The following is a 14,879-nucleotide window of genomic DNA, read 5'->3' on the forward strand; positions in this document are numbered from 1 at the left end:
GTCGAAGTGTCGGCTACTGGTCCAACGCTGCAGGCGGCGATAGACCATGCACTTCGAGTGGCGGTGCAGCAGGTCAATGGAGTGCGAGTTGGAGGCGACTTGTCATCCTTGCTGACTTCGCAGCAGTTCCTGTCAGAAAAGCAGGGCTCCTCGCCAGGCTCGCCGGCATACAGCCAGTGGCTTTCGATGCAAACTCACGGGGCCGTGACAGGTTTCCAGATACTCTCCCAGTCGCAACTGCATCCGGAGAAGAGCGTCAGTGAGGAGAGCCTCAAGGCAAGTCGTGGTGCTAGCCATGATCGTGGAGATATCTCGGCTAGTGCAGAAGCCAGTGGCAAAGCCAAGGCCGGTGACGCGTTGGCGGAAGGCCATACCCAAGGCTCGCTGAGTGGGCATTGGGATCGGGCATCCGGCCCGGAGAGTGTCGAGTACAGCGCCAAACACACCGAATACGTGACGCTGTGGAAAGTACGCATTGGCGTAGACGTGGCCAAGTATCGGCATGCAGCGGGTGCCAAGCTAACTCGTGTTGTAGTGGCTCTTCCGCACACTGATACAACCGAATACGAAGTTGGTGATCGCCATATCGCTGCTACCAAGGTCGCGCAGGAGATACGGACGAACCTTGATGATGCCTTGACCCAGACGCATCGTTTCACGGTGCTGGATCGTCAGGACAACGCAAACATCCAGCAGGAGCTGGACCTGGTGCGTTCAGGCAATGCGAGTGTCAGTGATACGGCCCGACTCGGTCAGATGCTTGCTACCGACTTGATCGTGATACCGACCATCGACCGGTTTGAATATCGCCGCCACGTCCGAAATTTGCGGCTAAGTGGTAGGAAGCTGGAGTGGTACACGGGTGGCGGAAATATTTCACTCCGCGTGGTGAATGCAGCGACTGGGCAGCTGGTAATGTCCCAGTCGTTCAAGTATCAACTGCCTGACTCCGAGCCCACCACGCTGGGAGCATCAGCTGATGGAGCGTCCCTGGCCTCGAAGATGATGGGGGCACTTGATCACGAGATCATTTCAACAATCCTGCAGAACACATTCCCACCTGCGGTACTTCAGCTCAATGGTCGCCAAGTGACGATCAATCAGGGCGGTGATCTGGTCCAGGCAGGTGCGAAGTACCAGGCTGTTTACTTGGGCAAGAATTTGGTCGATCCCCAGTCTGGCATTTCCCTGGGGCCATCGGAAACCCCTTGCTGCACGGTTCAGATCGATCGGGTGACCCTAAGGCTGTCTTACGGTCACATAGTCGACGAATCCTTCCATGCTCCCATGAACTTCAAGCCTGGAAGCATGGAGCTTCGGGGGGTAGTCGTGACCAAGGCCGCCAAAGCGCATGATCATGAGGCTGGAGGCAGGGCCCACAAGCACTTGACCATCAAGCACCATGCTTTGGCGAAGAAGGCGAAAGCTCAAAACCAGGATGAGAACTGGTAGTTAAGTGTGGGCGGCTGAATCGACCAGGATCTAATGGGTGTCTTGTAGCCATATTGCATGGCTGCAAGGCACCTCACCGAGGCATGCAGATCACCATATGGGTCGAAATTTCTGGCTGAGGATCGGTCGTCAGCGGACCTGTTTCGCGTGCCGGCACTGGGTTCTTTGATGTTCGCTAAGGCGAAAAATCAGAAGTGAGTAAGATAGTGAGTAAGCAGAGTGTGTGCGGCACTCTATGTTGCATTATTTCATCTACTTGTAAGTAGTATTCGAAAGACGCCGAGCCATCTTTTCAGGGCTTTCCGCTCATGCCCGGTGGACTCGCGAGCGGGTCACAGTGTGTCCGCGGTTCTCGCGAAGCACTGACACGTGAAGCGGCGCACCATCCGCGTTGCCATCGAACCCAACACTTTCGGGCCAGGAGTGAGCACGGAATCTTTCCGTAGGATCAGGGCTGGAAAAAGGTGTCCGACATCATGGGCGATGACGCAGGCGCGAACTCTTCCCGCAGTTTCAAGTTCGGAGGGCTCTGGTTCCCGCTTCTCGTTCTGGCATGCATGCTGGTTTCATTCGTGGTGGTGCTTGTCGTGTCACTCGTGCAGGAGCGTGGAGTGGGTGTCGGAATGGTCGCGATCCTGATTCTCGCGATTGCTTTTCTGACATTCATAGGAAGAATTTACGCCTTTGCGCGAGCGGACATGGTTCTGGATGACGGTGCTGTCTCAAGGGCGCTTTTCGGCAAAATCGTGCAGTCCATCGACTGGCGGAACGTGGCGAAAATAAAAGTCTTTCCGCTGCGAAAGTCCGGCAACAAGGTGACTGTGACGGGGTACAACATCATGCCTCGCGATCACTCGATGACCCGGCCCAAGACCCGGAAGATCTATTTCTCGAGGCACGACAACGACTACGCGGAACTGCTCGATGCGCTCAATGAGTACGTGCGTCGGCACAACATCATCGTGGAGCGGGTCGTCAACGGAGTGACCACCACGTCGAACCAAGTGTGACGTGGTTTCGCGATAACTGTGCTGAGGGAGTGCGGGTTCGATTCAGCGGAATCGCCAGAGTTTCTGCTTGCGCCAGACCCCGACGGGCATCGGTTTCAGCGCTGGACACACCGATTTCAGTCCTGCCTGAAACGCTCCGTTCGGCATGTACCTCCCGGTCACGAACAGCGCGTCGGGGTGCTGCTTGGCCAGCTCGCAGGCGCGTTGCTGGCTGCCTTCGGTGCGCCAGGCGACGCCGTAGAGGGGGCGGTTCAGGTACATGCGCATGCCCCACGGCGTGGTTTCGTCGACGTCGCTTTCCGAGTCGCTGTTGCGCACGAAGACGAGTGAATCGAAGTGCACGTCGCGGGTGATGCCGAGCAGCTCGCGGGTGCGCAGGCGGTTGTCGATCTTGGGGTGTTCGTAGAGCGAGACGCCCCCCTTCAGGCCGATCAGGATCAGCACCCACACGACCAGCAGTACGCGCTGGGATCGACGGCGCAGATCGATGCGCGTCCGCAGCACGTAGGCCAGCAGCAGCGAGAGCGGCAGGAACAGCGGCAGCAGATACAGCGGCAGGCGCGAGCGCGCGAGGATGAACACGCACAGCGGCAGCACGAACCACAGCAGCAGGAACAGGCGCGGTCCGGGCACACGCCAGAGCGTGCGCAGCCGGCTCGGTGCGAGCGTGCGGCGCAGGCCGCGCAGCAGGGACCACCACCACGGCAGCGTGCCCAGCATCAGGGCGGGCACGTAGACCTTGATCCAGCCGTACCACTGCCCGTGGCGATCGTGCACGCTGGTGAAGATGCGATCGTAGACCTCGTAGCGCAGATAGTGCTCGAGCAGACCGGGATGCGTCAGCACCACGGCGGCGTACCAGCCCAGGCCGGTCACCAGAAAGACCAGCAGGCCGAGCGGCGTGAACAAGCGGCCGAGTCCGCGCCAGCCGTCGCGTCGCGCGACGAACGGAACCATGCCCAGCAGGGGCATCAGTCCCGGCGGTCCCTTGGTCAGGAAAGCCAGGCCGAAGCCCAGCCACATCAGCACGCGCCATCTGCGTGGATGCGTCGCGTCCTGGTCCAGGAAGGCGCGGACGAAGCCGAAGCCGGCCAGGGCCTCGAAGAGCGTCAGGAAGACATCGGTACTGACGATGTTCGCGGTCAGGAATGGGTACAGCGTGCAGGCATAGACCAGTCCCGGTAGCCAGGGTTTGTCCGGGATCAGCGTGCGTCCCATGCCGACCAGCAGCAGGGCGGTGAAGATGAAGGCCAGCGCATAAGGCGTGCGCACGGCCCAGGTGTTCTGCCCGAACGTGCGCATGGAGCCGGCGATGAGCCAGGCCGTCATCGGCGGTTTGTTGAAGTTGGTGCGGTCGGCGTTGTAGGCCGGCACCAGATAGTCGCCGCTGGCGATCATCTGCAGGGCATTGCCGGTGTAGCGACCTTCGTCGCGGCTCCACAGCGGGCGCGTGCCCTGGAAGGCGAAGCCTAGAAGAACCAGCAGGCAGGCGAGCAGCGCCATGGCCCGTCGCGTGGACGTGTTTGCGTGTGCAGAGCTTGAGTTCGGCATGCAGACCTTCGTGTCCTTGCAGTGTCTTGCCGGCGGGGCGCGGCCCATCGAGGGGCGATTATATCGGCTCGGATGTCTTCGTGATGACCGCCAATGGAAGGGGTGGCATCGATTTTTCAGTCATATCAACGTCATGCGCGGATAAAGTCGCTGCAACATGAACCCTGCATGCTGCGGACACGAGACCCCATGGGCGTGCCGCATGCAGATCGCCATCGTTACGGAAACCTATCCGCCGGAGACCAACGGCGTGGCCTTGACCGTGCAGAGCATGGTGCAGGGCATGCGCGCGCGCGGCCACCGCGTGATGCTGGTGCGTCCGCGGCAATACGGCGAGGCGAAGGACGCCGTGCCCGAGGCGGACGCGATGCTCACGCCGAGTGCCGCGATTCCCGGTTATGCGGGCCTGCGTTTCGGTCTGCCGGCGGATCGACGACTTCTTCGGGCTTGGCGTGCGCGGCGACCCGATGCGATCTATGTCGCGACCGAGGGGCCGCTCGGCGCCAGTGCGCTGCGTTGTGCGCGCCGCCTGGGCATTCCGGCGACGACCGGATTCCATACCCGGTTCGACCACTACGCTTCGCATTACGGCGTGGGTTGGCTGACACCGATGGTTCGCGGCTATCTGCGCCGTTTCCACCGGCGCGCCGCAGCGACGCTGGTGCCGACCGACGCACTGGCCCGCGAGCTGCGGAGGCTGGGTGTGGACAATGTGCGCCTGCTGCATCGCGCCGTCGATACCGAACAGTTCGATCCGGCGCATCGCGACGCCGAGTTGCGTGCCCGATGGGGCGCCGGTTCGCGGGCGCCGGTGATGCTGTACGTCGGGCGCATCGCGGCGGAGAAGAATCTGCCGCTGGCGGTGCACGCGTTCTACGCCATGCGCAAGCGCTGTCCGGACTTGCGCTACGTCTGGGTCGGCGACGGTCCGGCGCGCGAGGCGGTGCAGCGCGCTCACCCCGAATTCGTGTTCATGGGCATGCAGCATGGCGAGGCGCTCGCGCGCTGTTACGCCAGTGCCGACCTGTTCGTGTTTCCCAGTCGCAGCGAGACGTTCGGCAACGTGATCCTGGAAGCGCTGGCCAGCGGTCTGCCCACGGTCGCCTTCAACAGCGGCGCTGCGCACGAGCATCTGCGCAGCGGTCACAACGGGTACTGCATCGAGGACGGTGACGAGGCGGCATTCACCGCGGCCTGCGTCAAGCTGATTCGCGACGAGCGGTATCGGGACATGCGCGCCAGTGCGCGCAGCAGCGTGGCCGCGCTGAACCCCGACGCCGTGATCGCCGATTTCGAAGCCCTCCTACTCGGCGTCAGCGCGCCGGGGCGCACGACGCGTCAGGCGCGTGCGCTGGGTTTCAGCGGTCATCCCCGGGACAGCGGAGCACGCACATGAACCCGATGATCCAGCCCCCCGTCGCGCCGCATCCGACGCTGGACGCACGGCTGTGCAGCCGTGCCAACCGCTGGGGCACGCGGCGTGCGATCGGACGCTTCTTCGCCGTCGTCAGCCGGCTCGGCGACGGCATGTTCTGGTACGCGTCGATGGCGGCGCTGGCGATCTTCGGCGGCGCGCGCGGACTGCAGGCGTCCGTGCACATGGCGGCGACCGGCTTGTCCGCGTTGCTGCTCTATCGCGCCCTAAAGGGGTGGACCAAGCGTCCGCGCCCGTTCCGGGCCTGTCCGGGGGTGATCGCGCACGTGCCTCCACTGGACGAATTCAGCTTCCCGTCCGGGCACACCCTGCAGGCTGTGGCGTTCACGCTGGTGGCGTTGGCGTATTTCCCCGTGCTGGCCGCCGTGCTGATGCCGTTCACGGTGCTGGTCGCGTTGTCGCGGGTGGTGCTCGGTCTGCACTATCCCAGCGACGTGCTGGCGGCGTGTGTCATCGGTGGCGCGCTGGGCAGCCTCTCGCTGTATGCCGTGCAGGGCGTGTCGTTCTGGTTGTGAAACCGTGTCGTGCATTCCGCGGCGGACGATCATTTTCGTTTCCACACGACGTCGGGACGCAGCGTCGGGCACATGTCCATCGAGCTGTCCTCGAGCGGAGCGCGCGCTGTTCGGCGGCGATGTCAGGCATCCCCCGATCAGTTGCTGCGCCTGGGTGCAGGATTTCGTGGCGCGGTGCGGTGCGCTGTGTTTCAGCTCGCGCTTCGCGAGAACTTCCGTGGTCCGCGCCGAGCACGTGCGCGGAGGTCTGCGGTGGGGTTCGTCTAGTCCTCGGCGTGTCGCGCAGGCGCGGACCACGCACGGGAGTCCTTGCAAGACCGTCGACGCGAGATGCGGCCGGCTTCGTCAGGGCGCGGCGAGTTCCGAGGCGGGCGACCGGTGTTTCTGATGCCGGACCCAGGCCAGCAACTCTCGGTGCGAGGCGGTGCGCGGGTGGATGCGGACCAGTGCGGCGCGCAGGGGGTCGATGCGCCGTCCGTGCCGCCACAGCTCGAAGTACAGATGCGGGCCGGTCGACAGTCCGGTGGTGCCGACATAGCCGATGACCTGCCCGCGCCGAACGTGCGTGCCGCGGGTGACGCCTTTGGCGAAGCGCGACAGGTGGCCGTAGCGGGTGGCCAGATGGTCCGGGTGGCGGACTTCGACCAGGCGGCCGTAGTTGCCGTGCCATCGCGCCAGATCGACCACGCCGCTCATGGCCGCGCGGACCGGGGTGCCGATCGGTGCGGCGTAGTCGATACCCTTGTGGAACTCGTGCCAGCCCAGCACGGGTTGCGTGCGCCAGCCCCAGCCGGACGAGATGCGGGTGTGCACGACCGGGTTACGCAGATTGATCGCCTGCAGCATGCGCCCGTGGCCGTCGGCCAGCAGCAGCCCGTGGTGTGACTCACGCACCAGGAACACGCACTGGCTGCGATCGCCGTGGCGCATCGCGAGGGCGAGATAGGCGCTGTGGTCGTCGGTAGGCGCTTTGCCGAACCGGATGTCGACGCGTGCGTGATGCGGCAAGCGGCCAGCGTGCGCCCAGTAGCGGTGCACGTAGGCCAGCGCGGCGCGGATGGTGGTCCAGCGCACGTCGCGGTGACGCAGCCGCGCCACCAGGGCGCGGACACTCGCGACCGGAACGTGCCGTGCATGCGCGGCGGCGAGTGCGACATTGTGCGCGAGATGCCGGGCCGGCGGCGTGAACGGGGGCGGCGGCGCCAGCGGAACGGCTGGAGACGCCGGCTGTGTCGGGTTCGCTTGGGCAGTCCGCGGTGAGAGGGTGTCCGGTTGCGGATGCCATGCGACAACAAGACTCCATGCGGACAGGGCGGAAAGTGCCGTCAGCGCGAGCAGCAAGGGAGTGGCGATGTACTTCATGGTGTCTTTGCGATAAATTGTTATGTTATAACGTAACGTTTAGTGATGCGGCAAGCCGATATGTCCCCATGGATTCCCGCCCTCTTGGCCAGCGTCGCGGTGGCCGCGACCAGCGTGACGACGCGCTGGGTCGTGTTGACGCCGATGCGTCGGGTGCAGGCGTGGCTGCCGTGGATGCAGGCGGCGACGGCTGGGCTGCTGCTCGGCGACGGTCTGCTGCACATGTTGCCGGAAGCGATGTCCCACGGCGTGCCCGGCCATGCGGCCGGCGGCGTGATCGCGCTTGGCGTGCTGTTGCTGGTGTGTGTGGAGAACCTGGTGCGCGTATGGGCGTCGAGCCGTGATGTGGCGGCGTTCGCGCGTATGGATGTACTCGGTGATGCGCTGCATCACGTGGTCGACGGCGTGGTCATCGGCGCGGCCTTCACCGCCAACACTTCGCTGGGCGTGTTCGTGGCGGTGACCGTGCTGCTGCACGAGCTTCCGCGCAGCGTGGGGCACGCCGGAGTGCTGGTCGCCGGGGGCTATGCGCCGGTGCGCGCGTTCGGGTTGTCGATCCTGGCGGCCGCCGGGGTACCGCTGGGCGCCGGGCTGGCGCTCGGGCTGGGCAGCGCGAGCGGGTTCGTCGGCTACGGTCTCGCGTTCGCCGCCGGATGCACGATCTATCTGGCCTGCGTCGACGTGCTGCCGGCGGTGTGGCAGCGGCTCGACGCACGCAGCCGCCTCGCGCCCGCAGTGGGCATGATCGGCGGCGTGGTGTTCATGTGGGCGGCGGCACTGGTCGATCACGTACATTGAGTTCTTAGTCATCATGCGGCCGCGCAAGTTCAGCCGCGTGCGCAGAGATCGGGGCGGATGCACATGCAAAGAAAGACATGGTCGATCACCATAGCAGGCTTGCTCTGGGGCGTTGTATGCGTCGCCGGGGCGGCACGACCGGAAATCACGCCGGGCTTCCAGATAGTGGAAAGCGTGCCGGAGGCAACGAACTACGGCGCGCCGGGCGTGCCGCGCACGCAGGCCGTGTGGCTGGACATGATCCACAGCGCGCACAAGCGCATCGACGTGGCCGCGTTCTACCTTGCCGACAAGCCGGGCAGTGCGCTGGCGCCGGTGCTGGACGCCGTGATTGCTCGTGCACGCGACGGTGTGAAAGTGCGCTTCCTGCTCGATCGCACGTTCATGAAATACAGCCGCGACAGCGTGGACAGACTGCGCAAGGTGAAGAACATCGAAGTGCGCGTGCTGCCGATGGACGCGCTGACGGGCGGTGTCCTGCACGCCAAGTACATGGTGGTCGACGGCCGCGAGGTGTTCGTCGGCAGCGCCAACTGGGACTGGCGCGCGCTGACCCAGATTCACGAGATCGGCGCGCGGATTCGCAATGCCCGCTTCGCGCGCACCTTCGAGGCCAGTTTCGATTTCGACTGGCATGCGGCGGCGCATCCGGACATGCCGAAACTGGCGAAGCGGGCCGAACGCTCGTTGCCATTCGCGCCGGTGACCGCGGCCGATCCGGTGACGCTGCACGATACCTCGGGCGAAGCCCTGAGCGCTTTTCCGGCCTTCAGCCCGCCATCGTTGATTCCGCATGGCGTCAGCGCCGAGCAGCCGGCGCTGGTCCGCATGATCCACGACGCGCGCCATGTTCTGCGCGTGCAGGTGATGACGCTGACGGCGATCCGGCAGTACGGCCCGAAGGGTTGGTGGACGCCGGTCGATGCGGCTCTGCGCGATGCTGCCGCGCGCGGTGTCGATGTGCGCATCATCGTCGCCGACTGGGCCCTGCGCGAACCCATGCAGGCCTATCTGAAGAGCCTGGCGGTGCTGCCGCACATCACGGTGAAGTTCAGTCATCTGCCACCGTCGCCGCAGGGCTTCATCGACTACGCCCGCGTGGAGCACGCCAAGTACGCGGTGGCCGATGATCGCAGTGTGTACATCGGCACCGGAAACTGGGGCTGGAGCTACTTCAACAACACAGTGGACGCGTCGGTGTTCGCGCATGGGGCCGGGCCGGCGAAAACGCTCACCGGCATCTTCGACCATGACTGGAGCGGGCCGTACGTGACCACGCTGGAACCCGGAAAGGACTACAAACCGCCCCGCACGCATTGAGCGTGCAGGAGCGTGACGCCCGCCGCGGAAGAGTCATTCCGCGGCGGGCGCATGGGGCTTACTGGTGCCCTTTTTCCAGTTCCTCGGCCAGACGCGGCAGGTGATAGACCTTGCGCAGTGCCTGATCCAGTGCGGCGGTGTCCACGGCGACGGCGCGGTTGACGCTGTCGTCGAAGGTGAAGTTGCCGCCCAGCGAGTGGATGTTGCCGTCGAAGATCAGGCCGACGACATGGCCTTCCTTGTTGATGACCGGGCTGCCCGAGTTGCCGCCGATGATGTCGTTGTCGGTGACGAAATCCATCGGCGTGGACAGATCCAGTGACGACTTGGCTTTCAGCCAGCTCTCCGGCAGCTTGAACGGATCAGCGCCGGTGGCGCGCTTGTACAGTCCGGCGAAGTGCGTGAACGGCGGCACTTCCTTGCCCTTCTCCATCCAGCCCTTCACGGTGCCGTAGGACAGACGCATGGTGAAGGTGGCGTCCGGATAGCTGGACGCGCCGTCCCGTGCGAAACGGGCCTGGGCGATGGCCTCGGAGGCCTTGCGCATCGGCGCATCGACTTCGTCCTCGTACTGCTTGCGCAGCTTGCGGGCGACCGGGTCGATCTTGCGCGCCAGTTCGATCATCGGGTCGTGCGAGGCCGCGATGGCCTTCTCGCCGCCGTTCCACAGCTGCTTGCGCACGGCAGGATCGCCGAGCTTGCTGTTGTAGACGAGCTCGTGGGCCAGCTGTTCCGGCGACTTCTTGCCCAGCACTTCGTGCACGAACGGATCGTCCGCGCCCAGGGCCTGGCGCATCTTCTCCAGGGTCCAGGCCAGCTTGGTCTCGTCGTACTGCGGATAGAACGGGGTCTTCGCTTCCACCCGCTGCTGCATCGCCGGCAGGTTGGCGTCGCGGTACGGCGGCAGACGGTCGGCGTCGGGCTTGGTGCGTTCGGCGGCGGCGCGGACCAGCATGCGCGCATCGCTGAACAGGGTGCTGCCGAAGCCCTGGCCGCGCTCGATCATGGCGTAGCGTTCACGCAGCTGCGCGCCGCGCTGTTGGGCCTTGTCGAGCATCTTCCACGGATGTCCGAATTTCTTCACGCGTGCCGGGTCGGCATTGATCCAGTCACGCAGCGAAGCGTCTTCCTGCTTCTTCTTGGCCACGAAGGCTTCGTTGTTGAGCGTTTCCAGCCAGCCCTTGTACACCTTCAGGGAATTATCGATGCCGAACAGCGAATCCTGGGCTTCCTTGGCCTGCTGCTTGCCCATGCGGCTGTACTGCCAGAGCAGTCCGCGTTCCTCGGACAGGTAGCCGAAGAGTGGGACAAGGATCTTGTCGCGCATGTAGGCGAGCGAGGTCCACGGCGTCTGGCGCTGGGTGGAACCCGGATTGCCGACCACGAAGGTCAGTTCACCGGCTTTCGGACCCTTGGGGTCGAACTGGAAGAAATCGGGTGTATGCGCCGGCTTGCCGTTGACGTACGCGCGGAAGAAGGTGACGTCGAGGTCGTAGCGCGGGAAATTGAAGTTGTCCGGGTCGCCGCCGAAGAAGGCGATCGACTGTTCCGGCGCGAACACCAGGCGCACGTCCTGGTAGCGGCGGTACTTGTACAGCGCGTAGCGACCGCCGTGGTACAGCGTGACCACGTCGCAACGCCAGGTGTCGGGATCGCCGTTGACGCATGCCTTCTCGATGGCGCTGTCGACGGCGCGCTGCGCCTTGATGCGCGCCGCGCCGTTCTTGCCGGCGGTGGCCGCGTTCACGCGGGCGGTCACGTCGGTGATCTTCTCGAGCTGATTCAGCTCCATGTCCGGGCACTTCGGCTCGTCCTTGTCGTCCTTGGCGACGTAGCCGTCCTGCATGTAGTTGTGGTTCTTGTCCGACAGTTGCGACAGACAGGTGTTGGCGCAGTGGTGATTGGTCATCACCAGACCGTTGGCGGACACGAACGAGCCGGAGCAGCCCTCGGCCAGACGCAGCGCGGCGCGCTGTACATGGTCGATCCACTGCTGTGAGGGCGTGAAGCCGTATTTCTGCTGCATCTGCTTGATCGGCAGGTGGTTCATCGTCCACATGCCCTCGTCGGCCATGGCCGATCCGGCCGTGGCGAGCAGCAGACCCGTGAGCAGGGTCAGAGCGAGTCGTTTCATGATATGCCTCCCTTTGAGATGCGCGCAGAGCGCCGTCCAGCCATTATCAAACTGATGTTATAAAGTAACAACATGACTTTCGTAGCACGCGCGACGGTGTACACCTCGCGTGCTTTTGGTCGACCGGGTTACGCCGTGCGGTAGTGATCCTGCAGCGGATAGCGCCGCGCGTAGAGCGCGAACACCAGGGCGGCGAGGAAGGCGAAGCCGGCGAAGAAGAACATCAGGAATGCGTTCTCGCCGATGCCGCTCTGCGCGATCTGGTGCGTGACGGCCTCATTGCGCACCGCGGCGTTGGTGATCAGCACCCACAGGTTGCCGTAGGACACCGACAGCAGCCAGAAACTCATGATGACGCCCTTCATCTGCTGCGGCGCCTGGCTGTAGGCGAACTCCAGGCCGGTGGCCGAGACCAGCACCTCGCCCATGGTCAGCAGCACGTAGGGCGCGATCTGCCAGGCGATGGAGACGGCGTCGCCGTCGTCGATGTGCAGCTGGATCAGTGCCGCCACCACCCAGGCGACGCCGGAGAACGCCAGTCCCGCGCCGATGCGGCGCAGCGAGGTGACCTTTATGCCCATGCGGCGCAGAAGCGGGTAGATCACGAGATTGTTGAACGGGATCAGCAGCATCACCAGGATCGGGTTCAACGCCTGCATCTGCGCCGGTTCTTTCACCAGCCAGCTCGGCCACCACCATTGATCGTGCGGGATGACCATGGCGTTGCCCTGGATGATCCAGGTCGAGGCCTTCTGGTCGAACAGCGACCAGAACGGCGTGACGATGGCGAACACCACCAGAATGCGCAGCACCGCGCGCGCGCCGTCGACCGCGCTTTCCGGATGCACGCTGCGCGCGCGCTCCATCTGCATCGCCGCGCCCGCGCCGCCGAAGCCGATGATCAGCCCGAGCGCCAGCAGCACGGCAATGACGAAGTCGTCGACGGCCAGCCAGGCCAGCACGATCAGGGCCAAGGTGAAGCCGGTGACGGCCAGGATCAGGCCCGGGCGTCCCCTGTCCGGCGCATTGGCGAACAACGCCGTGCGCACCACTTTCAGGAAACTGTGCGGGTCGGAAGCGACCGGCGGCACCACCACGTATTTCCTGCGGCCGGACCAGAAGATCACCGTGGCGATGAACATCAGGATGCCGGGAATGCCGAAGGCCCAGGTCGGACCGTATTCGCGCAGGATGATCGGCATCAGCAGCGAAGCGAAGAACGAGCCAAAGTTGATGATCCAGTAGAAGGCGTCGTAGACCACCTTCGCCAGGTGCTTGTTGGACTGGTCGAACTGGTCGCCGACGAAGGCCGATACCAGCGGCTTGATGCCGCCCGATCCGAGCGCAATCAGGAACAGGCCGGTGTAGAAGCCGGTGCGGTTGTCCTCGAACATCGCCAGACAGGCGTGGCCGGCGCAGTACACCAGCGACATCCACAGCACGGTGTTGTACTTGCCGAAGAAACGGTCCGAGATCCAGCCGCCCAGCAGCGGGAAGAAGTACACGCCGATGACGAAGGTGTGGAACACGTCCTTGGCGATGCCGATACGCTCGGCTTCAGGGGCGAACAGCAGCAGGCTGGAGATCAGGAACGGCGTGAGGATGTTGCGCATGCCGTAGAAGCTGAAGCGCTCACATCCCTCGTTGCCGATGATGTAGGGAATCTGGCGCGGCAGCGCGCCTTTGCCGGCCGGAGCCGCGGCGGTGGTTTCCATACGTGAAGCGGTCGCGGGTCGTTGGGAGCGCTCAGGCTAGCCAAATCCCGCGAACCGGACACCTGCCTAGGCAGGTGCTCCCGAGGGTGAGGATGATTCGGCGCCGTTCGGGCACTCAGCGCGCCGTTTTCCGAGGTCGGAAATGGTGCGCCAGGCGGTTTCTGAAGAACCGCTGCTGTGGAGCAGGCTACTGCAGCGAGAACAGCCAGTGACCGAGGATCGCACCGAAGCCCAGGTGCAGGCCGGCCCAGACCACGGCGCTGAATGCGTCGGCGAGGAGGAACCGGCGAAGCGTCAGTTCGGACATGCCCGCCAGCACCGGCATCAGCGCACGCAGCGGCGGGACCTGGCGACCGACGAACACGGCCACGTCGCCGCGGCGGGCCAGCAGGTCGGTGGCGCGCGCGGTCCATTCCGGGCGGTAGGCGAACGGGCGCATCGCCAGCATGCGCGAACCGTGGCGGCGGCCCAGCTCGTAGGAAAGCAGGTCGCCGGCGACCGCGCCCAGGGTGGCCCACACGATCAGCCATGTCAGCGAGACATGCTGCGAGCCGGCACTGGTGGCGATGGCGACCAGCAGTGTCGAGCCGGGGACGAACGAACCGACGACGGCGATGCCCTCGGCGAAGGCGATCGCGCCGACCAGTGGCGCGGCGAGGAAGCCGTAGGTCAGTATGAAGTGCGCGACCCGTTCGATGAGCGCATGCCAGTTCACTGGCGCGCCCCGCGCGGGTTGCCGGGCGTGTGGCCGGATTCGCTGCTGCGGAACGGGTTGATGTCGAGGCCGCCGCGGCGCGTATAGCGTGCGCTGACGTCCAGTCGCGCGGGCGCGCAGTGCCGGATCAGGTCCATGAAGATGCGTTCGACGCAGTGCTCGTGGAATTCGCGGTGTTCGCGGAACGAGACGATGTAGCGCAGCAGGCCTTCGCGGTCGATCGGCGCGCCGACGTAGTCGATGCGCAGACTGGCCCAGTCGGGCTGGCCGGTGACCGGGCAGTTCGACTTCAGCAGGTTCGACAGCAGGGTCTCCCGTACCGGTGCGGCGTTGGTATCCGCGCGCAGAAACGACGGGTCGGGCGGGCCATAGACGTCGATGTCGAGATCCAGCGCATCAATCAGCACGCCTTCCGGTTCCTCGATGCGCTGGGCGCCGAAATCCGCCGCCGGGGTCAGGTGCACGGCGACCGGCGCGCCCGCGGCCTCGCCGAGATCGCGCGCGAGGCGTTCGACCAGTGTGGCCTCGTCCAGGCGCTCGCCGCTGAAGCTGTTCAGGTACAGCTTGAACGACTTCGACTCGATGATTGCTGGCGAATCGGACGGTACGTGGAATTCGGCCAGCGCCACCACCGGTTTGCCGCGCGGGTCCAGCCAGGACAGTTCGTAGGCATTCCAGATGTCCACGCCCTGGAATGGCAGGTTGCCGTGCAGGCCCAGTTCCGCACGGCCCTTGCTGCGCGGAATCGGGAACAGCAGGTCCGGCGCGTAGCGGTTGCGGTACGCGGTGGCCTTGCCGAGCTGAGAGTCTTCGGGGGTGGTCATGGCGGATTCGGCGGGACGGAATGACGCATTGTACGCGCTGCTTCGGGG

The 14,879-nt window shown here is 64.8% G+C and carries 12 protein-coding genes; 6 read left to right on the forward strand and 6 right to left on the reverse strand.

Annotation, left to right across the window (positions count from 1 at the left end):
• Positions 1-99 precede the first annotated feature (99 nt).
• Both BTJ49_RS03700 and BTJ49_RS03705 read left to right on the forward strand, forming a co-directional pair.
• A complete protein-coding gene (locus BTJ49_RS03700; RefSeq protein WP_168184657.1) occupies positions 100-1,452 on the forward strand; it encodes a CsgG/HfaB family protein in 1,353 nt (450 codons plus the stop codon).
• A 464-nt stretch (positions 1,453-1,916) separates the two neighbouring features.
• On the forward strand, positions 1,917-2,462 hold the full coding sequence (locus tag BTJ49_RS03705) for a hypothetical protein (RefSeq protein WP_113064053.1): 546 nt from the start codon (positions 1,917-1,919) through the stop codon (positions 2,460-2,462).
• 42 nt (positions 2,463-2,504) lie between these two features.
• On the opposite strand, the gene BTJ49_RS03710 is transcribed toward BTJ49_RS03705, so the two are convergent.
• Entirely contained in the window at positions 2,505-3,965 is a 1,461-nt protein-coding gene (locus tag BTJ49_RS03710; protein WP_168184658.1) for a glycosyltransferase family 39 protein, read from the reverse strand.
• Between the two features lie 250 nt (positions 3,966-4,215).
• Here BTJ49_RS03710 and BTJ49_RS03715 point away from each other — a divergent pair, with 250 nt between their 5' ends.
• Both BTJ49_RS03715 and BTJ49_RS03720 read left to right on the forward strand, forming a co-directional pair.
• On the forward strand, positions 4,216-5,409 hold the full coding sequence (locus tag BTJ49_RS03715; RefSeq protein WP_113064055.1) for a glycosyltransferase family 1 protein: 1,194 nt from the start codon (positions 4,216-4,218) through the stop codon (positions 5,407-5,409).
• Positions 5,410-5,414: 5 nt separating this feature from the next.
• Positions 5,415-5,963 (forward strand): phosphatase PAP2 family protein, encoded by a 549-nt coding sequence (locus tag BTJ49_RS03720; protein WP_113064520.1) that lies wholly within the window; start codon positions 5,415-5,417, stop codon positions 5,961-5,963.
• A gap of 345 nt (positions 5,964-6,308) precedes the next feature.
• Here BTJ49_RS03720 and BTJ49_RS03725 read toward each other — a convergent pair whose 3' ends face one another.
• Entirely contained in the window at positions 6,309-7,325 is a 1,017-nt protein-coding gene (locus BTJ49_RS03725; protein ID WP_113064056.1) for a M23 family metallopeptidase, read from the reverse strand.
• Between the two features lie 84 nt (positions 7,326-7,409).
• Here BTJ49_RS03725 and BTJ49_RS03730 point away from each other — a divergent pair, with 84 nt between their 5' ends.
• Both BTJ49_RS03730 and BTJ49_RS03735 read left to right on the forward strand, forming a co-directional pair.
• Complete coding sequence (locus BTJ49_RS03730) at positions 7,410-8,123, forward strand: ZIP family metal transporter (RefSeq protein ID WP_168184659.1); 714 nt, start codon at positions 7,410-7,412, stop codon at positions 8,121-8,123.
• Between the two features lie 174 nt (positions 8,124-8,297).
• Positions 8,298-9,443: a phospholipase D-like domain-containing protein gene (locus tag BTJ49_RS03735; protein WP_240601721.1), complete on the forward strand. Its 1,146-nt coding sequence runs from the start codon at positions 8,298-8,300 to the stop codon at positions 9,441-9,443.
• Positions 9,444-9,501: 58 nt separating this feature from the next.
• On the opposite strand, the gene BTJ49_RS03740 is transcribed toward BTJ49_RS03735, so the two are convergent.
• The 4 genes from BTJ49_RS03740 to queF all read right to left on the reverse strand — a co-directional run bounded on the left by BTJ49_RS03740 (position 9,502) and on the right by queF (position 14,831).
• Positions 9,502-11,577, reverse strand: a complete 2,076-nt coding sequence (locus tag BTJ49_RS03740; protein ID WP_113064059.1) for a S46 family peptidase — start codon at positions 11,575-11,577, stop codon at positions 9,502-9,504.
• 128 nt (positions 11,578-11,705) lie between these two features.
• Positions 11,706-13,292 carry an oligopeptide:H+ symporter gene (locus BTJ49_RS03745; protein ID WP_113064060.1) on the reverse strand — a complete coding sequence of 529 codons (1,587 nt, stop codon included), beginning with the start codon at positions 13,290-13,292 and terminating at the stop codon, positions 11,706-11,708.
• A 187-nt stretch (positions 13,293-13,479) separates the two neighbouring features.
• Positions 13,480-14,007: a DedA family protein gene (locus BTJ49_RS03750; protein WP_168184660.1), complete on the reverse strand. Its 528-nt coding sequence runs from the start codon at positions 14,005-14,007 to the stop codon at positions 13,480-13,482.
• Positions 14,004-14,831, reverse strand: a complete 828-nt coding sequence (queF, locus tag BTJ49_RS03755; RefSeq protein ID WP_113064062.1) for an NADPH-dependent 7-cyano-7-deazaguanine reductase QueF — start codon at positions 14,829-14,831, stop codon at positions 14,004-14,006. Before queF ends, BTJ49_RS03750 begins: the two co-directional genes overlap by 4 nt.
• Positions 14,832-14,879 lie beyond the last annotated feature (48 nt).

This window comes from Oleiagrimonas sp. MCCC 1A03011 (assembly GCF_003267965.1).
Taxonomy (GTDB): Bacteria; Pseudomonadota; Gammaproteobacteria; order Xanthomonadales; family Rhodanobacteraceae; genus Oleiagrimonas; species Oleiagrimonas citrea.